Raw genomic sequence first — 19,667 nt, forward strand, 5'->3', positions numbered from 1 at the left:
CGGGAAAACGGTCAGTCAACTGCAACTGACGTTTTGGTCTTGTGAATTGTTCCTGCTGGCGCGTCCTCAGCGGACACAATCGCCGCTGTATCCTTGTCTCCCGCGTCAGTTCCTCTCTTTTCCGGCGTAGCAGCTTCTTCTTTTTGCGCCCTTTTCACTGCTAAAAACAACTTCTTATTGCGGTTGTAAAAGTAGAACAGCGCCCCCACTACCACCAGGTAGATCAGCCAGCTAAAGAACTGCAGGGCGGTGGGGCTGGGCGAGAACTGGAAAATGGCTACCAGCACGTCATAGAGACCGCCGTTATAAACCAGGGTGGGAATATAAGTGGTGAAATCGAATAGGGGTGCGGTCATGGGGATAACCCCGGCTTCTTGTAAATCGTGGAAGCCATAGGAGCATACCCCGGCGGCCACAAAAATCAGTAAATACCCGGTTACCTCAAAAAATACCCGCAAGTCGATACGGGCTACTCCCCGATAGATCAGGTATCCCAGCGCGATGGCGATTGCTATCCCCACCAACATTCCGACAACCAGGCTGGTGCCATTTTCGTTGTCGCTGGCATTCTTGAACATCGGCCAGATAAAAATCGCGGTTTCTAGTCCTTCTCGCCCCACGGTGATCAGGGCGATTACAAACAGCGACCAACCGGCTCCGCTACCTTTCGACAGCGCTTCCTTGACTTGGGATTGCATCCGGGCAGCCATCCCGGCGGAATGCTCGGCCATCCAAAAAATCATCCAGGTGATGAGGGCGACCGCGAATAGGGAAAGAAAGCCTCCGAGCGCCTCTTGGGCTTGGGTGGTAAGGGTGTAGGTTCCCCAAACCAAGTAAGCACCCACGCTCATGGGGACTACCGCCCCTACGACTATCCCTAGCCATAGTTTTGGCAACAGATCTTCACGCTCAACTTTCTTTACATAGGCATAAAGAATGGAAACTATTAAAACAGCTTCCAAACCTTCACGTAACGCAATTAGTAAAGCGCCGAGCATCTTCTCTCCAGTCCGCGAATTAGTTAGCTAAAACTTATAATTCCTTAGCTAAGGCAAGCCTAATTTATTCAATTCGTCTCACCCTGTCAAGGAGCTTTATTCTCACAAAATTTCACTATAAACACTGGCCAAAGCATCATACAGTCAATTAGTGCAGCTTATGCGAATTTACGTTCTCGTTCCTAAAGTAGGTTCACCTATCTATTTACCTGTTATCTCGATCGGTAGGCTCGCAGGCGGTCACGGCTATTTCGGAAGTGAGGATATGCGCTATCAGCTACCTTCCAGCCGGGAAGATACTTTTAGTAACCTATAGAAGCCAAGCGGCGCTGCACCAAGGCGAATACTCCCAAAGGCAAGGTCAGGTAGACAGGCAAAAGGCCTACTGATAAATACTGCGCTATCAGCCCAAAAAGTGGGGCATAATAAAAATCGCCAAATAGGAACTGGCCATTTGCACTCCGGTGGCCGCCCGTGAGCGGTCTTTCCCGAAGATCTGGGGAGTGGCGTGCAGCATCGCGGGATAGATCGGCGAACACCCTAGGCCAATCGCCATAAGCCCACATACTGCCAGTCCCGTCGATCCCGGGATTATCAAAATCGCTACTCCCGCTGCGGCCAGTAGCATTCCCAAGCGGATTAACTGTTGATCGCTGAGGCGAATTGCCAAGATTCCGCTGACAGCTCTGCCTAGAGTCACTCCCAGAAACAACATTCCCGCAAACGCGGCAGCAGCGGCCGCATCCATCCCCTTAAATAGCCTCAGGTAAGTTCCTGCCCAAAGCGCAGCGGTTTGCTCCAAGACGGAATAGCAAAAGAAACAGGTCATCATCTCTTTTACTCCTATAATCCGCACTACCTGCGAAAGCTTTAGGGATTGAGGGCGTGCGGGGGCATTAGAGCCAGGCGACCCCTCGGAGTTAGTAGTTACCTCTATCCCTTCATGGTGTTTCCTAAGCGGCAAACTCAAGAACAATACTGCGGTGATTGCCAGCTGTACCCAAGCAATGATCCGATCCGATAACAGACTGGAGGTAACGGTACCCAGGGCAATAATCATAGACACAATCCCCGCATAGGAAACTGGTACCTGAAAATCTGAGTAGACCGCTGGCCAGGCTGAACCCAACAGGGCATCGGGCAATCCCAAGCTAATAAAAGCCAGATAAATCAGTGGCAACAATAGGTTGGTCAAATATCCTCCCTCAAAGCCACTAACAGTACCGCGTTTTAAGCTACCACTATCGCCAATATGTTAGTGCGTCAAATACGATTATTTATCGCTGAGGTTCAGTCGCCACCTCACCCATAAAATGCGTTTCCCAACAAATATTTTGCTAGTTACCAGCTAGGAGCCCCTTTTCTTTGTCCGCCTCAAAACTTCCCACTACAATCTTTCGAGACGATTAGATTAAAAGTGTCATTAAATGAAAGAATGTCTACATGCCAAGGATTATCGGGGAAACTCTGGAAGAACATCGCGAGAAAACTCGCCAACAGCTATTTGATGCCCTCTCCCGTCTCCTCCAAACCAGTACTTTTGCATCGCTAACCATGGCGAAGATTGCTCAAGAGGCGGGAGTGGGGCGCACTGCGGTCTACAACCATTTCCAAGATAAAGAAGCACTGCTCCTGGCATTCATTGCCTATGAAACGGGACAGTATTCGGTGCGTTTGAACCACGCTCTGGCGGGGGTGTCCTCCCCTATAAAAATGCTACGAATTTACATCCGGGAACAGCTCACTCTGGGATCTTCTTACCACCTAGCGCCCGGGCTAGATCTACGCCGGCAAGTATCAAATGAAACTAGCAGCGAACTACGCCTTCACGCGCAGATTGTAGAAAATATACTGCGTCAAATCTTACGAAAAGCCATTAATGAAGGCACACTTCCTCCCCAAAACCTACCCATTGCGATCTCGATGGTGAATGCGTCTCTAGCAGGCAGATCTCTCCCCAAAGACCCGATTCACCGAGAATATCTGATCCACTGCATACAGGCGTATGTGCTGCGTTCCTTGGGCGCGAGCCACACCTTGGCTCCGCTACCCAACGCAAAACGTTTCTTGGGACGCCGGTTAGATCTCGACGATAATCCGTTTGCTTCCCGCGAAGGCGAGGGAATGGTGATCTCCGCCTGTCCAATCCATCGAGCCAGCTAGACGCAGCTTTGTTGCTATCTGGCAAGCCGCACGTTTATCTTCCTAGGCCGTAAGCCAGGAGGTAGTGCCGGCATTTATTTGCTGAGCCGGCAACTATGGACCCGAGGGAATCATTTTGAAGTCCCAGTAATCTATAATCGCTTAAGAGAGTCAAAGGAGGAAACATGAGCACCGACCCGGTTCAGCGGGCAAGCGACCCGGCGACGCCCCTGGAAGAATTGCAGTATTTGGCTCAAAACCATCCCTCTTTGCGTCCTCTCATTGCTGAAAACCCCTCCACTTATCCAGAACTTCTAGAGTGGTTAGGCGAGTTTTCTGATCCGGAAATTGCCGCTGCCTTACAACGCCGCCAAAACCGGCTAGACCGGGCAGCTCGGGCAAAAAACCATTCCCCTATCCCGGCATCCTCTCCCGCTCCCCAGAAGGCACCAGCAGAAGAACCCCAGAGCGCTTCCCCGCTGACTCCTACTAAAGCCAGCGCAGCTGTAGACCCGGTTAGCAGTAAAGACACCCAAGATTTACCTACCACCCCCCTCGAAGCAACCGCGGAAACGACAACCGCGAAGCCAGCGGATGAACCAGAAACCGCAGTTACCGCTGAAACTGAGGTAGCGGAAAAAACTAAGGCTGAGAAACTTAAACTTGCTGACGAGGAAGATTTAGAAGACTTTTCACCGGTCGAGGAAAAAACCGCCTCCCGAAAAAGCAAGATTTTCGTGATCGTGATTGCCGTGTTGATCGGTTTAATACTATCGGTCGGAGGTAACTTAGCAGACCGCCTAACCGGCGGTGACGGCTCGAAAAGCTGGTACGGGAAGGACGGAGTGATCGCGCGCATCTTCGGAGATTCCGATCTAAATCGCGACCACAACAATAATGGGATTCCCGATGATCAAGAAAATGGGGCAAACGGTGCCGGCAGTAAGAACGCTGCTGGCCAAGACACTAAGCAAAAAAACAGTAACGCCGGCGCCCAACTGGACGTGAAAACTGAGGGACGCCAGATAGCTCCCGCTCCCACCAACCAGATAGGGCAAGCAAAAGGGCTACCCAACGGCGCCTACCAGGTCGCTGAGTTTTCACTCCCTGATGCCCCCATCAAGTGCACCATCGGCAACGAAGTGGTTTGTAACGTCTTTAGTTTTACCGGAAATATCGGGCAAAACCCGGGAGCCACCGTCAAGTTCACCCTGGGAGCAGATGGCGCAAAGCCCCCCGAAGATTTAGGGGTTAAAGATAACGAAGTTTCACAGACCGTACTCGCTAGCGGTGCTGCGGCAGCCTCAGGAGCCTACGCCTGCGAGTCTTCCGGATCGGGGGTTGACTGTTGGAATCTGCAGACCGGATTCGGGCTGAAACTAACGGTTAATAGCGCCGAAGCCTACCAACCTAAAGTTAAAGCCCCCGGCAACTAGCCTTTCCATTACCCCGGGAGGCAGCGCCAGTGAAATCTATTAGCTTTCTCCTCCTAGCGGGCAAGCAGCCAACCTGACACCCGCAGGTAGCCGGAACTAGGCTTCCAAAAGTTCGCGGGCGACCAGCTCTGCGATCTGGATGGCGTTAAGTGCCGCCCCTTTACGCAGGTTATCGGCGCAACAAATGAACGCCAGCCCCTTTCCATCCGGAACCGATTGATCGATACGCAAGCGTCCAGTGAAAGTCCCATCTCGGCCAGCAGCATCCAAGGGATTGGGTACCTCTACTAGTTGTACTCCCTCAGCCTGCTCTAATGCCGCCTGAGCTTGTTCTAAATCTACCGGGCGAGTAAAACGTGCGTTTAGGGACAGTAGATGCGCGGTCATCACCGGGATTCGCACGCAGGTGCAAGAGGCCGCGAGCTCCGGCAGGTGCAGGATCCGCCGCGACTCATTACGCAGCTTTTGTTCCTCATCGGTTTCGGCAGAGCCGTCATCAACAAAGTTTCCGGCTACCGGAACCGCGTTGAACGCGATCGGGCGCACATAGGTTTTAGGCTCGGGAAACTCAATAGCTTGCCCATCTAAAGCCAGTTCTTCGCAGCGCTCTACGCTAGCTTCCAGCTGGGAAGAAAGCTCTTGCACCCCAGCTCGCCCCGACCCGGATACTGCCTGATAGGAGGACGCCACTAAGGTTTCCAGCCCAAAGAGATCATGGAGCACTTTCACCGTGGGCATTGCCGCCATCGTGGTGCAATTAGGGTTGGCGATAATCCCTTTAGGGCGGTCCTTGATATCTTCCGGGTTGACCTCGGAAACTACCAGGGGCACCTCGGGGTCTTTGCGCCAGGCGGAGGAATTATCGACTACCACTGCCCCGGCAGCGGCAAAACGAGGAGCATAGGTACGCGACGCTGACCCTCCGGCGGAAAAGATCGCAATATCGATCCCCTCCAGGTTCGCGTCCTCCACGTCCTCTACAGTTATTTGCTGACCGCGGAAAGAAAGCTGCTTGCCCGCGCTACGCGAGGTAGCAAACAGGCGAATGCTAGCGGCGGGAAAGTCTCTTTCTTCCAGCAGAGTACGCATTACCCGGCCGACCTGTCCGGTTGCTCCGACTAAGGCTACGGTTAGTTCTTTCATCATCGTCCGGTACCTCCATAGACCACGGCTTCAGTTTCTTCGGAATCTAAATCGAAAGCTTTATGGATAGCCAACACTGCATCATCCAGGCGATCTAAATTGATCAGCACGGAGATACGCACTTCTGAAGTAGAAATAATATCGACGTTGATCCCGGCATCCGATAGCGCCTGGAAAAAACGCGCCGAAATCCCCGGATTATTGCGCATACCTGCCCCAACTAGCGATACCTTCCCCACGTTGGTGTCGTGGTCGATGCGGATGAAATCCAAAACGTTCTTTTCGTGCTGCAGTTCTTCCATCACTCCCGGAATGTCTTCCGCCGGCATAGTGATCGAAATATTAGCCCTACCAGGGCGTGCCTCGGAAATGTTTTGTACGATCATGTCGATATTGGCACCGACTTTTGCCACCGCTGCAAACAGGTCAGCGGCCACGCCCGGTCGGTCAGGCAAGCCCACTACGGTCAGCTTTTCCTGGGAACGATCATGGGCAATACCAGAGATAATGGGAGCTTCCACGTTTTCCTCCTCAAGGGCTTTAGCGGGGACAATCCCTCGCAATGATTTCGGGGCCGGACCTTGGGCAATCCAAGTGCCATCTTTATCGGAAAAACTAGACCTTACATGCAAGGGCACCCGGTAGCGCCGGGCAAACTCTACTGCTCGCAGATGCAAAATCTTGGCGCCGTTAGCTGCCAGCTCTAAAGTTTCCTCATAGTCGAGGGAGTGCAATGCCCGGGCAGTCGGCACCAGGCGCGGATCAGCGGTGAACAATCCGTCAACATCGGTATAGATTTCACACACGTCCGCATGAAGGGCAGCTGCTAGCGCCACCGCGGTAGTATCAGAGCCACCACGCCCCAGAGTGGTCACATCTTCGGCATCGTTAACGCCCTGAAACCCGGCTACAATCGCCACATTATTGTCTCGGATTACGCGGGCGATTCTTTCCGGAACCATCCCGACAATCTGGGCTTTACCGTATTTAGCGTCGGTACGAATACCGGCTTGTGCGCCGGTAAAAGCCATCGCCGGTACTCCTTGCGCGGAGATGGCCATAGACAGTAAAGACATAGAGATACGTTCGCCAGCAGAAAGTAAAATATCCATTTCCCGGGCGGGAGCATGAGCATTAAGTTCGGCCGCCATATCAATCAGGTCATCGGTGGTATCTCCCATAGCGGAGACCACGACCACCACTTGATGCCCGGCTTGACGGGTTTGCACAATTCTGCGCGCAACCCGTTGCAACGACTGGGTGTCGGCAACCGAGGATCCGCCATACTTTTGCACAATCAGTGCCATTTGTTCCCCTTGTATGCCTAGCGATTAGCTGTCTTCTGCAATTATTGTAAGAATTTGGCGCAATCTCGGCTTTAGCGTCTCAAATTTGCTGGTAGGTAAGCAAACACACAAAATCGGGCACCCCGCCCGGGTTCTTCCTGGGACTTTTGCCACCATTAAGCGGTTTGCGTTTTCTCGCGGAAATTCTATTCGGCCGAACGCCTTCCCTCCAAGGCACGCCCTAAAGTAACTTCATCAGCGTATTCCAGATCTCCACCTACCGGTAGTCCCGAGGCCAGGCGGGTAACTTTTAACCCCAGGGGGGAGATGGTGCGGGTCAGGTAGGTGGCCGTAGCCTCGCCCTCAATATTGGGATTAGTGGCAATAATGATCTCTTGTACGCTGTCACCCGACAGGCGGGTTAGCAGCTCCCGCAAACGCAACTGTTCGGGGCCAATCCCGTTTATCGGATCGATTGCCCCTCCGAGCACATGGTATAGACCGCGATAGCTGCGGGTGCGTTCAATCGCCCCCACGTCTTTGGCTTCTTCAACTACACAAATAACCGCCTGGTCTCGTTTTGGATTGCGACAGATAGAACACAGTTCCTCTTGGGCAATATTGCCGCATTTGGTGCAAAAACGGATCTTTTCTTTCGCGTCGATTAAGGCCTGCGCCAATAGTTCTGCTTCGGCTTTCGGGCGCGACAGCACATAGAACGCGATGCGCTGTGCTGATTTTGGTCCAATCCCCGGCAGCCGCCCTAAAGCATCGATTAGATCTTGCAAAGCGCCGTCATACATATAAGTTAAATACCCGCTTTCCCGCTGCCGCCAGAATTATCTACCGTCTCAATTATCTTGCCACCAAGCATAGATTTTGCGACCTCGACCCCCCAACGTCCGCCGCTTTCATCGAGCGAAACATCAGGATCGGAGAGATCGGGGATATCTTCATCTTCATAGCTGGGAGGTGCGCCCGGCGCTGGGGACGCAATTCCATCGTCCTCGCTTGATGCAGCCGACATCCGCGGAGCAGCCGGGATATCCGGCTCGAAAGTCTGCTCACGCGGCGCTGCTAGGGGCGCAGAGCCACTAGCTTCAAAGGGGGCCGCGGATTGGTCTGCTCTGGGAGCGACTAGTTCATCGGCAAAGTCACGGGGCGCCGCCATCACTGCGTTTTCGCTGCCAGGTGCCGGCGAAATAGAGGTTTCGGGGCGAGGCGCTGCCATTTCTGCCGCTGGCGCCTCGAACGGTGAGGGCGCTGCCGCAAGTGGTGTCACAGGCTCCGACATTGTCGGATGCGCCGCGTCCTCTGCGCCCTGATCGTTTTCCTTAGAAACGGAGTCTGACGCTTTGGGGTTAGCGATGATCCAGTCAGCATTGGAGGATGCCGGCTCACTTTCTTGCCCAGGTTTATCCCCGGGCTTATCCGCTGCTTTGGGGGTCTCACCTGCAGTTTCCGCAATTGCGTTTGCGGCGTCCGCGGAGGTGCTAGGGACGGGATCAGGGTTTGCTTCACCACCCACTGGTTCTGGATAGGAAATCTCTTCACTGCCATCTGCCGGATCCGCGTCTTCGGGAGGATATTCCTCTTCTTCCGGGGGTGCCTCCTGGGGCAGAGTTTTCTCTACTTGCGAGGAAGCATCTAGTTTGAACCGGGATAGCACCTCGCTCATAGCGGGCGCACGGCTATCATCGCTTCCCGGAAGTACCTGCACTGTCCAGGAATCTGACAGCTCCTCCTGTAAGCATTTCTCTATCGGGGCCAGCCGTTCCTTCAAGTATGCAACGGTCTGCGGAGTATCTGCTAACAAGGTAACTTGCTGGTTTTGGGCACCTCCAAGCTGCAGATGGCGATTGCAAGTTGACCACAGTCGCTGATCAGAGTCCCGCAAACGCGCAGAAACCCTACCCCAAGATTCCAGTAACTGCCAGTATTGTTCCCCTTTTTCTACTTCCGGCACCTCGCGCAGGGAAACGCTAGCCGCCAGTTCTTTGGGAGAGAGTTCCTGCTCCGCTACTTCATTGCGGGGAGCCTGTTCTGGTTGGGTAATCTGCTTTCCAATAACTGGAGCAGACTGTTTATTATCAATAGTTTCCGGGCGCGGAGCAGCCAGTTCTGGGGCCCCGCCACCTGTAGGGGAAGCCGCCGGAACCGGGTTCGCGCGAGGAGCCGCGGGAGCCGGTTCAGTAGGAGCTTCAGGGGCTCTAGGAGCCACGGCATCTGGTCGGGCATTTGCGGTATTTTGAGGACGCTTCCGTCCCGGACGATGCAGAGCGGCCATTGCGGCCTCAGCCCCGCTCAAAGACCCAGAAGAGGCAGAATCGTGTCCACCTGCAGCTACCTGGCTCTGTTCGGGCAATAAAAGCCGCGCAGCCAGTAGCTCAACTTGCAGGCGCGGAGCGGTAGCTCCCGTAAGCTCGGTTAAAGCAGTATTGGTGAGATCGCTGGCGTGGGAAATCCCGGCGGTTCCCCAACGCTGCGCTTGGGTTTGCATCGCCGCTAATTGATCGGCGGGGGTTCCCGCTAGTACCGTCTGAGTATCCTCAGCGGATGAAACCGAGAGTACCAGCAGATCCCTAAGATGTAGCAGTAAATCTTCCAGGTAGCGGCGAGGCTCATGCCCGCCCTCCACCATTTTGGCGATCACCTCGAATAGGGCGGCTCCGTCACGGTCAATAATGGCGTCTACAGAACGCTCTAAAATCGCACTGTCTGTGTATCCGAGCAGCGCGGCGGCAGTCCCATACGCTAGTTTGCCGTCCTCGGCACCTGCCATCAGCTGGTCAAGCACCGAAAGTGAGTCGCGTACTGAACCCGCGCCTGCCCTCATCACTAGCTGCAGCACTCCCGAGTCAGGTTCGATATCTTCGGCCTGGCAGAGCTTTGCCATATATTGTTCCATTGTTTCCGGCGGCACCAAGCGGAATGGATAGTGGTGGGTGCGGGAACGGATAGTACCGATTACTTTGTCAGGTTCGGTGGTCGCAAAAATAAACTTTACGTGTTCGGGGGGTTCTTCCACGATTTTCAGCAGGGCGTTAAATCCTTGCTGGGTAACCATATGAGCTTCATCTAGGATAAAAATCTTAAAACGATCCCGCACCGGGGCAAAGCCTGCCCGCTCTCGCAGTTCTCGCGCGTCATCTACCCCGTTGTGGCTGGCGGCGTCGATTTCTACTACATCGAGGGACCCTGAGCCCCCGGTCGCTAAGTCTTTACAGGATTCGCATTTTCCGCAAGGAGTGTCGGTAGGGCCTTCTACGCAGTTCAGACAGCGCGCCATGATTCGCGCCGAAGTGGTTTTGCCGCATCCGCGCGGCCCAGAGAAAAGATACGCGTGGCTAATCCGCCCAGAGCGCAGCGCCGCCATTAACGGTTTGACCACATGATCTTGCCCAATCACGTCTTGGAAAGTGTCTGGCCGGTAGCGGCGATAAAGTGCGATGCTCACGGCTCTACTGTACTAAAGCCCAGCGATAAGCGGGGTGCCTGGAGAGGAATGCGATAAAAAAGACCCTTCACGCACCCGATAGCGCACCCTTATCCTTGCTGCCTTCCGGCCCTGGGGAGGTTCGAATGATATCGCCGCGTGAAGGATCTCCCCCAGTTTAGCTTAGGAGGGCGCTAACTGGAAACGGTGCGGTCAGCACCGAGGCGAGAAGGTAACTTCCGAGGACGCGGGCGCGGTTTCTACGGAAGTAACGTCGACTCTTATTACCGGGCTGTGTTCGACTCCTCATTTCCAGAATCGACATTAGCGAGAGCATTTAGGTAAACTCAAACTTGTGCCTGGAGGTATCGCCTAGTGGCCTATGGCGCTCGCTTGGAAAGCGGGTTGGGTGCAAGCCCTCGGGGGTTCGAATCCCCCTACCTCCGCCAATGCCCTCACTGGAAGTTATTTCTGGTGAGGGCATTTACTGTTTTTCTAGGCGTTTTACCTGGTGGTAATATATTTACTCTTTGCGCCATTCTGAGACATCGAAAGACAGCGAGAGACAGAAAAAGACAAAACGCGGGCGTCTAATGGTACATTTAATGGTACATTTCAGGAGGCGCAGACATGGGACGGACTAGATCATTCGGATATATCAGGACACGCAAGCGCGAAAACGGTAATTCTTACCAGGCGTCCTATATAGACCCGGCGACAGGTAAAAGACACACTAAGACTTTTAGGGCGAAAAAAGACGCCGCAGCATTCCTAGCGAAAACCGCGCTAAAGATTGATGCCGGGGAAACCCTAGATAAGCCAGCCCCGCGCCGTGTGCCTACGGTGAAAGATTGGGGGGAAGAATGGCAAAAGCGGCTTAAGGATTCGGGGGCTTCCCCCAATACACTCAGGTCTTATAAATCGGCTTTGAATCGCTATGTGTACCCGGCTTTCGGTACGCGCGCGCTCAATTCTATTACCCGCCCTGAGGTCATAGACTGGTACTACAAGACCGCGCCGGGGCATCCGGGGGCGCGCCGGAACGCTTACCGCAGCTTTTCCGCGCTTATGAACGCGGCGGTAGAAAATGAATTTATTGAGGTCTCCCCCGTACATATTAAGGGCGCTGCATCTAAAAAGCGGGTGCGTGATGAGGATAGGGAGCGGGTCGCGACTGATGAACAGGTGAAGCAGATCGCGGGCGCGATGCCGGGACGGCTCGCTATCATGATTTATTTGGCGGCATGGGCGGGGCTACGCTACGGGGAAATAGCGGCGCTACGCCGGCGGCATATTGATCTAAAAGAGCGGCGGATCATGGTGAGGGGCGCGGTTAAGCGCGGCGAAACCGGGAAGCTTGTCGAGGGTGTGCCTAAGACGGCGACGGGACGGCGTGACGTGCCTATCTCAGACCCTCTAGCCGCTAAATTGAAAGACCACCTAGCCGCCTATGTAGGCAAGAGCCAGGACGCTTTAATTGTGTATTCGAGGGCGGGAACGTTCCTATCTAATAAAACGCTGCATAACAGCTATAACCCTGCTGTAGCCGGGGCGGGGTTACCGGGCTTCAACTTCCACCAACTCCGCGCCACCTGTGCAACCATGCTTGCGCGCGTGGGCGCTACGGAGGCAGAGATTCAGGCGATTCTAGGGCATTCGACCTGGTCGATGTCGCAGATTTACCAGCGAGCCACTAGGGAGCGGCTAGTCGAGGTAGTAAACCGAATGCACGCGGGCAGGCTATAAATATTTTTTCTTAATCTTGATCTTCCCGCGCTTAGTCACCGTATAGGTGGTGAGAGTCCCCGATTCCCTGCCTAGCTCTACCAGTCCTAGTAGTAGGGCGAGCCCTAGAGATAAAACCGTGAGCGCTAAAAGCACTAAAACCCAGCCGCAGCCGCGTTGCTGCTTTTTGAAAGTCACGAGCCGTTCATCGTCGGCGTATCGGATTTCTAGTCCGTCTTGTAGGGCTTTGTCGTAGTATTTCGCTAGTTTTGGGTGGTTGGGGCGTGGCCAGTTTTGGGCGGGGGTTTCCGGTGTTTTCGCCATAGCGGGTTTCCTTTCTGTGGTGGTTTCAGTCTATATAGTAGCCGGTACGGTTTTTGCGAGTTTGCGGCGGTACGCTTCAATCACCCAGCGGGGCAAGTTTAGAGCTGACGCGATCCCGCCAGTTGACCACCCGTACTGCGACTCCCAAAACTCATAGTCAGCGGGGTTGATAATTGCGGCGGCGACGGCTTCGTCAATGCGGGCTTCTACCGGGGCGGTTTGGTGTCCATCATGCCTAGCGGCGGCGTGAAAAGTCTCGTGAGCTAGGACGGGTGCCACCCACGCGGAGGGGGTGCGGCGGTTAATGTAGATAGCGCGCAGGTCGTCTATATAGATGCCCTGCCAATCGCCCGGCATTTCTACATCCATAAATAAATCTACCTGGTGCTTTTCGCACCAGGCGCTTAAAGATTCTAGGGAGGGCGGCGATTCTTCCCACCAGTCGGGGTAGATCACGGCTGATTATCCGCTTCGCCCTTGAGTTGATCCTCGATTGAGTACCCCGGATTCTTAGCTGCGAGTTTCCAGACGGGAATAATGTGCGGGTCTAGTCTCTTGCCTGCTTCTAGGTCTAGTAGGTCTTGATAGGCGCGGTTAACGATTTCGGCGGGGTCGCGGTCTATGGCGGTACATATGCGGGAATAAAAATCAGTAGGCAAAATCCGTATCCCGTTTAGGTACATATTGATCTGCTTGGCGGTTGTGCCTGTCGCTTTACCGAGTTCCCTTTGAGTGATTCCTTTTTCTTCTGCGGCTTCTTTTAGTCGTGCTGCTAGGAGTGTCGCAAAAAGTTTTCCGCGCTTTTTTATATCCATGTGGACAATTATACCCTATTTTATTACCCAAATGGATAACAACAGGTGTGACCCATCTTACATGACGTCCACTTGAACAACTGCCTCCAACCCTTTATAGTTGTTCACATGGACAACATAGAACCTAATAAATGGATCGCTCACCAAATCGAGACAGCCATCCAAGAAGAACGCACAAGTTCTCACGCAGTCGCAAAGGCTGCCGGCATTGCGTGGACGACATTCCAGCGTCACCTTATCCCCGTCGGCAATTTCGACTGGGACGAGCTAATGCGAATAGCGACCGCGCTAAACCGTCCCCCCGCATACTTCACCCCGCCCCAGTTCCAACACTCAAAAGAGGCGGCATAGTCATGCAGGGCACTCTATTTGACACAGCCGACACAGACCTGGCAAGCACCGGGTACAGCGGGGAACAACTCGCGGGCGTAGACCGGGACGCTTTAGGCAATCTCGCGTTCCTATATACAGCCAGCGAAAAAGGCAACTCATCCGGGATAAGATTCGCCGCCACTATCGAGGACGCACAAAAATGGTGCGCTTCCCCGGTATCGCGCGGACAATTCCACGGCGTGCAATGGGCATATTTTTGGACTTCCGCAGCCAATTACATCAATTGCCACTGGGATATTAAAGACGCCCGGCTTGACCTGAAAGGCTTTACAGATTCGGGAGAGTGGGACGAGAAGATCGCCGCGACTGGGTGCAAAAAAATAGCGCTCTGGGAACTCCCCGCCGTGCTTGCGAAAGCCGGGATTGAGGTGCTTAACGCACCGGCTAAGCCGGGGAGGTTTCCCCTTGGCTAGAATCCCGCTTTGTGAGTTATTGACCCGTGATGAAGCCGCGAAAGCCGCGAAACTTTCCCCGCGCACGATTGACCGGCTGGCGCAAGCCGGGATAATCCAGAAGCGCTATTTAGGGCGGTCATCACGGATTTGGATTAAAGACCTTGAAAAACTTCCAACTTTTACCAAGCGACCCACTACCTAAAGGAAAACCCGCAATGAAGCATGAAACCCCGCCCGCAGTGTTTTGGGCGCGCCGTGCAGGATTAGCGCTCATACTGACCGCCGCCGCGATGTATACCGCGTTCTTCTTCGCCCCCGTGGCAGAGACCGAAACCGTAACTGCTGCCGCCGCGTTTTGGGGCATGGTAAGCGCTTACCTAATCGGCACGGTACTGCTTTTCACTCCCACGAAATGAACCCACGAAAGGAAAAACCCACGATGTCAATCATCTGTATAACGCTCAAGATTTTAGCGATTATCACGTTCGCTTTCGCGATAGCGCTGGCAGTCCTAGCAATCCAAGAGCGGATCCGGCTAAAGCAAAACCCACCACGACACCTAAAAGACGTGCACACTCCGACCGTTAAGGAGGCAATCAAAAATGACTAGCCGAAACAATTTCCCGAAGCCTGTAACTACCCAGGACGCGGCGCGGCAGCTCGCAGTGTGCAAGCTGGTGAAAGACCAGGTTAAAAAGATTGAAACCCCCGCCCGTGCCTTGATTGAGGACGCTTTGAAGCCGGGCGACCGTCTTTATGCGCGCGGCGTAGACGGTGAGAAAGAAATCGCTGTCCTAGTGCGCTCTAAGCCTAAAGGCGGGCGGTACAAGGTTAAAGACCCGGTGGCTTTCGCGAAATGGATTAGCGAGCATGATCCTGAAATCGCTTATTTGCACGTAGAGACCACTATTAAGAAATCTTCCCGCATGAATGACCCGGATTTTCTTGAGGGCTACATGGAAAAGCACGCCGGGGAAATCCCGGATGGTGTGGAGGAAGCGCCCCCCGCGCGATCCACCCTTACTGTGCGTCAGTCTTATGAGCAGGCAGAGAACTTGCTTGAGGATGCAACCGCAAGGGGCGGCATATCGGGGTTGCTGGAGGCGGTGAGCGAAAATGAGTAGTCAGGAGCTTTCGGTCTATTCCCAGCCGCTAGACCAGCAGATCAATTACGCGAAAGCTATGGCGGTTTCAAACCTGCTGCCTGTGGCTTACCAGAACCACCCTGAGAACGTTCTAGTAGCGCTTGAGCAGGGGCGGGCGCTAGGTATCGCCCCGATCCAGGCCATGAACCAGATAAACGTTATTAAGGGTAAACCCGCGTTATCTGCTGACCTGATAGCGGCATTAGTGCGGCGTGCAGGGCATCGGCTACGGGTTGAAGGTGACGATACTTACGCGCAAGCGACCGTTATCCGTGCTGATGATCCTGACTATATTCCTAAGCCTGTGCGTTGGGATATGGAACGCGCGAAACGCGCCGGGCTATTGGGTAACCCGTCATGGCAGAAATACCCCGCCGCAATGCTCAGGGCGAGGGCGATTAGTGAAGCCGCTAGGGCATGGGCTAATGACGCGCTTTACGGATTTATCTATACGCCGGAAGAACTTGATAATAACTGGCTGCCTGACACTGACCCGGACACGGGCGAACCCGCCCATAACGCCCCTGCGCCTGTCCCCGTGCAGTCTCAAGCCCCGCAACCGCACCCCACAGCCCCTAAACCCGACTTGCTAAATCAGGCACAGATAGACGGCATACAAGGCGGATTCGCAGACCTAGGATTAACCACCGTGAAAGCAGCCGAGGGTATTCGCTACTACACAAAGGGACGCACTTCAAAGCTCTATGAAATGACCGTTGAGGAGGGTAAGGCGCTGGCACGGCATATTAACGAGAGACTCCAGCAGGCACAGGAAGAACCCCCTGTAGACGAGCCGCCACCGCTTGATGTGGAGGTGGTCGAAGAATGAGCAGGACTATCCAGATTAATTGCGCTAAATGTGGCAAGAAAAAGGCGTGCAGAGGCTACCCGGCACGGGTGGATAAAAGTCACCGACAGGAACGGGGTTTCTAGCACGGGGCGGGCATGTCGCCGCTATGAGATCACCCCCGCCGGTATCGAAGTACTAAAGACCGCTAAGACCGAGGCGGAGTGGAAAGCCGAGAGAGAGCGCGCGTCATGAAATGGATTAATTGGACGGCACTGGACGGTATAGCTTTCACGGTGCTAGGTGAACCAGTCTCGCAGGGATCAATGAAAGTCAACCGGCGTACCGGCAGCTTGTATCACGTGAAAAATGATGCCCTGGTGCTTTGGCGTCACCGGATTCTGCAAGAAGCGTTTTTACAGGCTCACGCCCACCGCTGGATTCTGCCAGATGATGGGACAGGTCTAGATGAGCCGGTTTTGATCTCGGCGCGGTTTTATTTGAAAAAGCCGATGCGCCCCCGCTTCCTATATCCCGCCGTGAAGCCCGACCAGGACAAGCTATTGCGTGCTGTGCAAGACGCTTTAGCACCCCGCAAGGGTAGGCGTTTCCTTTTCGATGATTCGAGGGTTATCGGGTCGAGGGTGCAAAAGGATTACGCGAAATCCCGGCGGGTCGGGGATAAAGACGGGCCGCGGCTCGAGTGTGCGGTTTATAGATTCCCAGGCGGCAGTAATGGGGGTTTTTAATGTTAATGATCTTGATGAAGAAGCCCGGAAAGATATTAAAGAAATATTGAAAGCACTTATTGAAAATGGGCTTTTAATTCCGGATCCTAATCCGGAATTCTGCAAAATATCGACTGATTTTCTAAAAGTTTTGGAAGAAATGGGAGGAGGAAAAAGAAATGAGCGAGCCGAAACGGTGGATCAAAATATCCCAAGATTTACCTCAGCACCCTAAAATGTTGGTCGTTTCGATTCCGGCGCGGTGGCTTTTCGCGGAACTGCTTTGCTACTGCTCAAGATTTTTGACGGACGGGGCAATCTCTAGGGCTTCCGCTAATGCTTTAGCTATGCCTATAGCAATGCATACAGCAATGCTTAAAGCATTACCTAAAGCAATGCGCGAAGCAATGCTTGAAGCAATGCCTAAAGCAATGCTTGATTTTGAGGAAATCGCAGACGCGCTACTTGATGAGCTATGCACCAATGACCCGACTAAGCCGACCCTAACTAAAACCGAGGACGGTTTTAAGATTACCGATTATCTTGATTACCAGGAGGCAAAAAAGGATGTTCTAGCACGTCAAGAGCATGGGCGGAAGATGGCGCGGGCTAGATGGGGCAAGAAAAACGATACTGCAAGTAATGCTTCAAGCAATGCGCAAAGCATTACTACAAGCAATGCGCTAGGCAATGCTGCAAGCAATGCTTTACGCAATGCAGATAAAGATAAAGATATAGATATATCTAAAGAAAAAATATATAAAAAAGAAACCGAGCCGCTCCCCGCTAAGACCCGCAAGCGCGCTGTCCCCCTCCCTGCTGATTGGAAACCCAACCCGACACACGCCCGGATCGCTTTAGAACGCGGGATTGATCTAGAAGCCCAAGCGGAAAAGTTCAGGGATTACGCGAGAGCACACGGGAAAGCCTATCGGGACTGGGACGCGGGGTTTAGAAACTGGCTACGCTCCGACTATACGAAGCCGGAAAATCCTAGCCCCCGATACCGGAACCAAGAAGACCAGCTCGAGCGCATGTTCCAAGTCGCGGCAGCCTCAGACCTAGCAGATCAAGCCGCAAGCGATAGCGCGGAAATCTTCACGCTACCAGCATCAACAGGCGGTGACGCGGCATGATTACAAAAACTCTAGCCGCTGAGATTATCGGCTATCTTGCCGGGTGCGGCGTGCTCAACGTCAAAGGCGAGAATCAGGCGTTGATCTGGGCGGATTACCTGAACACGCACGCCGGGGCGGGCGTTAGAGAGGCGCTTAAACCCGATATTGAAGCCGCGACCCGAAACCTAGTTGTGACCTGGCAAAACTCGCGGGAATACGCCCCGAGGATCAGCCCCGAAGCGTTAGCCCGCGAAATCCGAAAAATCCAGGCGGAACGGTTAAACGCCGTGGAAAATGCCAACCCGGAGAACTCGCGGATCAACCCACCCGATGACCCTAACGCCTATGTGACCTGGGAAAAAACCCGCCGGTTCTTGATCGCGGTGAAAGCGCTACCGGTGGAGACCGCGGAACGCGAAGCACTCAAGCAAGCTAGGCAGGCTCTAAAAGTTACTGCGCCCTCAACCCCCAGCACCCCGCCAGAGCAAAACTACGGCGCACAGAACAGCCTAAAACCCGCTATCCCCACCCCCTTATAGGGTAGACGATTTTAAACCCGCCAAAACGGCACACAGGCAACCTGGCAGACAAGAGGCGACAACCCACCAGACCAACTAGCACCGCTAAGAATACGCGGGAAAACAATTAAATAAATCTAAATAAAACCCACAAAATAAAGGAAGATTAAAATGACAGAAATGACCGCAATTGAAATCCCACAAATGACCACCCAAACGGCTGTTATTCCAATCAAGGGATTAAGCCCGCTGATTATGCATAAATGGAGCGAGAAAGCTAAAAAACAAATGCTCGACAATATGCAGGGCAAGAAAAAGGGGAAAGAGTTAAAAGACCCTGAGGCAGAGTATCGCGCCGCGATCTACCAGCTAGACGAAACCCGCTACGGCTTCCCGGTGATGGCATTCAAAGCCGCAACCGTACGCGGCGGAAAACTCATGGGACAAGTCATGACCGAACTCCGACAACTCATGAGCTTTAAGGGCGAATACTCTACGATCTGCGACCAAGAACTAGCGGAAATCAAGGGCGAACCGCACATGCGGGAGGACACTGTGCGCCTATCACGCGCAGGCAGCGATCTACGCTACCGCCCACAGTTCGACGAATGGGAAGCAACCCTAGTGATTGACTTCTTCCCTAACCTGCTGTCCCTAGATTCCCTAATCGCGCTAATCAACTTCGGGGGCAAAACCGTAGGAGTCGGAGAATGGCGACCCGAGAAAAACGGACTGTACGGCACTTACGAGGTTGTACCGGGCGACATCAAGATCATCAAGGAGCAATAAATGGTAAACGCGACGATTGAGAAAGAGTTGCGGGCGTTGCATTCGCGCGACGGGGTACTCACCTGCGAAGCGGTAGTAAGAGAAGCCCGCGCGAAATCCTCACCTCTACACGACTACTTTACCTGGGACGATTCACGCGCCGCCGAAAGATACCGGCTAATCGAAGCCGGAAAGCTAATCGCCACCGTGCGGATCGAATACACCCCGAAAAAAGCCGCGCAGGTGGTCTACACTCCCGCGTTTATCCCTACCGGGACTAATAGCGAGGGTAAGCGGCAATATTACCCGGTCGAGGAGGTGACAAGAAACGATTTTCTAAGAGAGAAAGCACTGGCGGATGCTCGCAGTGAAATGGAGGGCACACGCGCCCGATATTCCCACCTAGTCAATCTACTGGAACTATCCACCGAGGTATTCGCCGCCTAAACGATAAGCCTGCCAAGGCAGGCGAGGCGTGTCCGGGTCTGGCTCGGTTAGGCGCGGCAAGGT

The 19,667-nt window shown here is 53.8% G+C and carries 26 protein-coding genes, 1 tRNA gene and 1 other RNA gene; 18 read left to right on the forward strand and 10 right to left on the reverse strand.

All coding sequences use genetic code 11. The features are described 5' to 3' along the window. Positions 1-11: 11 nt before the first annotated feature. Positions 12-998, reverse strand: coding sequence for an iron uptake transporter permease EfeU (gene efeU, locus ACZ5BI_RS06840; protein ID WP_307737923.1), 987 nt, complete (start codon positions 996-998; stop codon positions 12-14). Between the two features lie 403 nt (positions 999-1,401). Continuing rightward, entirely contained in the window at positions 1,402-2,193 is a 792-nt protein-coding gene (locus ACZ5BI_RS06845; RefSeq protein WP_464895955.1) for an MFS transporter, read from the reverse strand. 248 nt (positions 2,194-2,441) lie between these two features. On the opposite strand from ACZ5BI_RS06845, the gene ACZ5BI_RS06850 reads away from it, so the two are divergent. Together ACZ5BI_RS06850 and ACZ5BI_RS06855 are read left to right on the forward strand one after the other, a co-directional pair. Next, entirely contained in the window at positions 2,442-3,161 is a 720-nt protein-coding gene (locus tag ACZ5BI_RS06850; RefSeq protein WP_464895956.1) for a TetR/AcrR family transcriptional regulator, read from the forward strand. Between the two features lie 164 nt (positions 3,162-3,325). Further along, complete coding sequence (locus ACZ5BI_RS06855) at positions 3,326-4,576, forward strand: variant leucine-rich repeat-containing protein (RefSeq protein ID WP_464895957.1); 1,251 nt, start codon at positions 3,326-3,328, stop codon at positions 4,574-4,576. Between the two features lie 96 nt (positions 4,577-4,672). Here ACZ5BI_RS06855 and ACZ5BI_RS06860 read toward each other — a convergent pair whose 3' ends face one another. The 5 genes from ACZ5BI_RS06860 to ffs form a co-directional block, all read right to left on the reverse strand. Beyond that, positions 4,673-5,719, reverse strand: coding sequence for an aspartate-semialdehyde dehydrogenase (locus ACZ5BI_RS06860; protein ID WP_278610613.1), 1,047 nt, complete (start codon positions 5,717-5,719; stop codon positions 4,673-4,675). Next, positions 5,719-7,026, reverse strand: coding sequence for an aspartate kinase (locus ACZ5BI_RS06865; RefSeq protein ID WP_238127802.1), 1,308 nt, complete (start codon positions 7,024-7,026; stop codon positions 5,719-5,721). Before ACZ5BI_RS06865 ends, ACZ5BI_RS06860 begins: the two co-directional genes overlap by 1 nt. A gap of 185 nt (positions 7,027-7,211) precedes the next feature. Next, positions 7,212-7,808 carry a recombination mediator RecR gene (recR, locus tag ACZ5BI_RS06870; protein WP_024058293.1) on the reverse strand — a complete coding sequence of 199 codons (597 nt, stop codon included), beginning with the start codon at positions 7,806-7,808 and terminating at the stop codon, positions 7,212-7,214. 5 nt (positions 7,809-7,813) lie between these two features. After that, a complete protein-coding gene (locus tag ACZ5BI_RS06875) occupies positions 7,814-10,462 on the reverse strand; it encodes a DNA polymerase III subunit gamma and tau (RefSeq protein WP_464895958.1) in 2,649 nt (882 codons plus the stop codon). 55 nt (positions 10,463-10,517) lie between these two features. Beyond that, positions 10,518-10,613, reverse strand: an RNA gene (gene ffs, locus ACZ5BI_RS06880) — signal recognition particle sRNA small type. A 189-nt stretch (positions 10,614-10,802) separates the two neighbouring features. On the opposite strand from ffs, the gene ACZ5BI_RS06885 reads away from it, so the two are divergent. Both ACZ5BI_RS06885 and ACZ5BI_RS06890 read left to right on the forward strand, forming a co-directional pair. Next, a tRNA-Ser gene (locus ACZ5BI_RS06885) sits at positions 10,803-10,890 on the forward strand. A 181-nt stretch (positions 10,891-11,071) separates the two neighbouring features. Continuing rightward, entirely contained in the window at positions 11,072-12,187 is a 1,116-nt protein-coding gene (locus tag ACZ5BI_RS06890) for a tyrosine-type recombinase/integrase (protein WP_464895959.1), read from the forward strand. On the opposite strand, the gene ACZ5BI_RS06895 is transcribed toward ACZ5BI_RS06890, so the two are convergent. The 3 genes from ACZ5BI_RS06895 to ACZ5BI_RS06905 are packed head-to-tail and all read right to left on the reverse strand — an operon-like array spanning position 12,182 to position 13,305. Further along, entirely contained in the window at positions 12,182-12,490 is a 309-nt protein-coding gene (locus ACZ5BI_RS06895) for a hypothetical protein (RefSeq protein ID WP_464895960.1), read from the reverse strand. The genes ACZ5BI_RS06890 and ACZ5BI_RS06895 overlap by 6 nt on opposite strands. A 30-nt stretch (positions 12,491-12,520) precedes the next feature. Continuing rightward, positions 12,521-12,946 (reverse strand): hypothetical protein, encoded by a 426-nt coding sequence (locus ACZ5BI_RS06900; protein WP_464895961.1) that lies wholly within the window; start codon positions 12,944-12,946, stop codon positions 12,521-12,523. Next, positions 12,943-13,305 carry a helix-turn-helix domain-containing protein gene (locus ACZ5BI_RS06905; protein ID WP_464895962.1) on the reverse strand — a complete coding sequence of 121 codons (363 nt, stop codon included), beginning with the start codon at positions 13,303-13,305 and terminating at the stop codon, positions 12,943-12,945. The genes ACZ5BI_RS06900 and ACZ5BI_RS06905 overlap by 4 nt, the downstream gene beginning before the upstream one ends. A 108-nt stretch (positions 13,306-13,413) precedes the next feature. On the opposite strand from ACZ5BI_RS06905, the gene ACZ5BI_RS06910 reads away from it, so the two are divergent. The 14 genes from ACZ5BI_RS06910 (at position 13,414) to ACZ5BI_RS06975 (ending at position 19,604) form a co-directional block, all read left to right on the forward strand. After that, positions 13,414-13,656: a hypothetical protein gene (locus ACZ5BI_RS06910; protein ID WP_464895963.1), complete on the forward strand. Its 243-nt coding sequence runs from the start codon at positions 13,414-13,416 to the stop codon at positions 13,654-13,656. Between the two features lie 2 nt (positions 13,657-13,658). Continuing rightward, positions 13,659-14,111, forward strand: a complete 453-nt coding sequence (locus ACZ5BI_RS06915) for a hypothetical protein (RefSeq protein ID WP_464895964.1) — start codon at positions 13,659-13,661, stop codon at positions 14,109-14,111. Continuing rightward, positions 14,104-14,295 carry a helix-turn-helix domain-containing protein gene (locus ACZ5BI_RS06920; RefSeq protein ID WP_238127794.1) on the forward strand — a complete coding sequence of 64 codons (192 nt, stop codon included), beginning with the start codon at positions 14,104-14,106 and terminating at the stop codon, positions 14,293-14,295. Before ACZ5BI_RS06915 ends, ACZ5BI_RS06920 begins: the two co-directional genes overlap by 8 nt. 13 nt (positions 14,296-14,308) lie before the next feature. Beyond that, on the forward strand, positions 14,309-14,509 hold the full coding sequence (locus ACZ5BI_RS06925) for a hypothetical protein (RefSeq protein WP_464895965.1): 201 nt from the start codon (positions 14,309-14,311) through the stop codon (positions 14,507-14,509). A 23-nt stretch (positions 14,510-14,532) separates the two neighbouring features. Beyond that, on the forward strand, positions 14,533-14,703 hold the full coding sequence (locus ACZ5BI_RS06930; RefSeq protein WP_464895966.1) for a hypothetical protein: 171 nt from the start codon (positions 14,533-14,535) through the stop codon (positions 14,701-14,703). Next, on the forward strand, positions 14,696-15,217 hold the full coding sequence (locus ACZ5BI_RS06935; RefSeq protein WP_464895967.1) for a hypothetical protein: 522 nt from the start codon (positions 14,696-14,698) through the stop codon (positions 15,215-15,217). The genes ACZ5BI_RS06930 and ACZ5BI_RS06935 overlap by 8 nt, the downstream gene beginning before the upstream one ends. Then, on the forward strand, positions 15,210-16,067 hold the full coding sequence (locus ACZ5BI_RS06940) for a hypothetical protein (protein ID WP_464895968.1): 858 nt from the start codon (positions 15,210-15,212) through the stop codon (positions 16,065-16,067). The genes ACZ5BI_RS06935 and ACZ5BI_RS06940 overlap by 8 nt, the downstream gene beginning before the upstream one ends. 30 nt (positions 16,068-16,097) lie before the next feature. Then, entirely contained in the window at positions 16,098-16,280 is a 183-nt protein-coding gene (locus ACZ5BI_RS06945; protein ID WP_464895969.1) for a hypothetical protein, read from the forward strand. Further along, positions 16,277-16,774: a RusA family crossover junction endodeoxyribonuclease gene (locus ACZ5BI_RS06950; RefSeq protein WP_464895970.1), complete on the forward strand. Its 498-nt coding sequence runs from the start codon at positions 16,277-16,279 to the stop codon at positions 16,772-16,774. Before ACZ5BI_RS06945 ends, ACZ5BI_RS06950 begins: the two co-directional genes overlap by 4 nt. Then, on the forward strand, positions 16,761-16,988 hold the full coding sequence (locus ACZ5BI_RS06955; RefSeq protein WP_464895971.1) for a hypothetical protein: 228 nt from the start codon (positions 16,761-16,763) through the stop codon (positions 16,986-16,988). Before ACZ5BI_RS06950 ends, ACZ5BI_RS06955 begins: the two co-directional genes overlap by 14 nt. Further along, positions 16,933-17,889: a hypothetical protein gene (locus ACZ5BI_RS06960; protein WP_464895972.1), complete on the forward strand. Its 957-nt coding sequence runs from the start codon at positions 16,933-16,935 to the stop codon at positions 17,887-17,889. The genes ACZ5BI_RS06955 and ACZ5BI_RS06960 overlap by 56 nt, the downstream gene beginning before the upstream one ends. Then, positions 17,886-18,410 carry a hypothetical protein gene (locus ACZ5BI_RS06965; RefSeq protein WP_464895973.1) on the forward strand — a complete coding sequence of 175 codons (525 nt, stop codon included), beginning with the start codon at positions 17,886-17,888 and terminating at the stop codon, positions 18,408-18,410. Before ACZ5BI_RS06960 ends, ACZ5BI_RS06965 begins: the two co-directional genes overlap by 4 nt. 150 nt (positions 18,411-18,560) lie before the next feature. Further along, positions 18,561-19,178, forward strand: coding sequence for a hypothetical protein (locus tag ACZ5BI_RS06970; protein WP_464895974.1), 618 nt, complete (start codon positions 18,561-18,563; stop codon positions 19,176-19,178). Beyond that, a complete protein-coding gene (locus tag ACZ5BI_RS06975; protein ID WP_464895975.1) occupies positions 19,179-19,604 on the forward strand; it encodes a hypothetical protein in 426 nt (141 codons plus the stop codon). Positions 19,605-19,667: the final 63 nt, after the last annotated feature.

The sequence above is a fragment of the Varibaculum sp. GTC20041 genome, from assembly GCF_055387755.1.

What these genes read in the sequence shown, in the direction of transcription:
- efeU (WP_307737923.1), bottom strand. Translation starts at nt 998, where the DNA reads ATGCTCGGCGCTTTACTAATTGCGTTACGTGAAGGTTTGGAAGCTGTT.
- ACZ5BI_RS06850 (WP_464895956.1), top strand. Translation starts at nt 2,442, where the DNA reads ATGCCAAGGATTATCGGGGAAACTCTGGAAGAACATCGCGAGAAAACT.
- ACZ5BI_RS06855 (WP_464895957.1), top strand. Translation starts at nt 3,326, where the DNA reads ATGAGCACCGACCCGGTTCAGCGGGCAAGCGACCCGGCGACGCCCCTG.
- ACZ5BI_RS06860 (WP_278610613.1), bottom strand. Translation starts at nt 5,719, where the DNA reads ATGAAAGAACTAACCGTAGCCTTAGTCGGAGCAACCGGACAGGTCGGC.
- ACZ5BI_RS06865 (WP_238127802.1), bottom strand. Translation starts at nt 7,026, where the DNA reads ATGGCACTGATTGTGCAAAAGTATGGCGGATCCTCGGTTGCCGACACC.
- recR (WP_024058293.1), bottom strand. Translation starts at nt 7,808, where the DNA reads ATGTATGACGGCGCTTTGCAAGATCTAATCGATGCTTTAGGGCGGCTG.
- ACZ5BI_RS06890 (WP_464895959.1), top strand. Translation starts at nt 11,072, where the DNA reads ATGGGACGGACTAGATCATTCGGATATATCAGGACACGCAAGCGCGAA.
- ACZ5BI_RS06895 (WP_464895960.1), bottom strand. Translation starts at nt 12,490, where the DNA reads ATGGCGAAAACACCGGAAACCCCCGCCCAAAACTGGCCACGCCCCAAC.
- ACZ5BI_RS06905 (WP_464895962.1), bottom strand. Translation starts at nt 13,305, where the DNA reads ATGGATATAAAAAAGCGCGGAAAACTTTTTGCGACACTCCTAGCAGCA.
- ACZ5BI_RS06910 (WP_464895963.1), top strand. Translation starts at nt 13,414, where the DNA reads ATGGACAACATAGAACCTAATAAATGGATCGCTCACCAAATCGAGACA.
- ACZ5BI_RS06915 (WP_464895964.1), top strand. Translation starts at nt 13,659, where the DNA reads ATGCAGGGCACTCTATTTGACACAGCCGACACAGACCTGGCAAGCACC.
- ACZ5BI_RS06925 (WP_464895965.1), top strand. Translation starts at nt 14,309, where the DNA reads ATGAAGCATGAAACCCCGCCCGCAGTGTTTTGGGCGCGCCGTGCAGGA.
- ACZ5BI_RS06930 (WP_464895966.1), top strand. Translation starts at nt 14,533, where the DNA reads ATGTCAATCATCTGTATAACGCTCAAGATTTTAGCGATTATCACGTTC.
- ACZ5BI_RS06935 (WP_464895967.1), top strand. Translation starts at nt 14,696, where the DNA reads ATGACTAGCCGAAACAATTTCCCGAAGCCTGTAACTACCCAGGACGCG.
- ACZ5BI_RS06940 (WP_464895968.1), top strand. Translation starts at nt 15,210, where the DNA reads ATGAGTAGTCAGGAGCTTTCGGTCTATTCCCAGCCGCTAGACCAGCAG.
- ACZ5BI_RS06950 (WP_464895970.1), top strand. Translation starts at nt 16,277, where the DNA reads ATGAAATGGATTAATTGGACGGCACTGGACGGTATAGCTTTCACGGTG.
- ACZ5BI_RS06955 (WP_464895971.1), top strand. Translation starts at nt 16,761, where the DNA reads ATGGGGGTTTTTAATGTTAATGATCTTGATGAAGAAGCCCGGAAAGAT.
- ACZ5BI_RS06960 (WP_464895972.1), top strand. Translation starts at nt 16,933, where the DNA reads ATGAGCGAGCCGAAACGGTGGATCAAAATATCCCAAGATTTACCTCAG.
- ACZ5BI_RS06965 (WP_464895973.1), top strand. Translation starts at nt 17,886, where the DNA reads ATGATTACAAAAACTCTAGCCGCTGAGATTATCGGCTATCTTGCCGGG.
- ACZ5BI_RS06970 (WP_464895974.1), top strand. Translation starts at nt 18,561, where the DNA reads ATGACAGAAATGACCGCAATTGAAATCCCACAAATGACCACCCAAACG.
- ACZ5BI_RS06975 (WP_464895975.1), top strand. Translation starts at nt 19,179, where the DNA reads ATGGTAAACGCGACGATTGAGAAAGAGTTGCGGGCGTTGCATTCGCGC.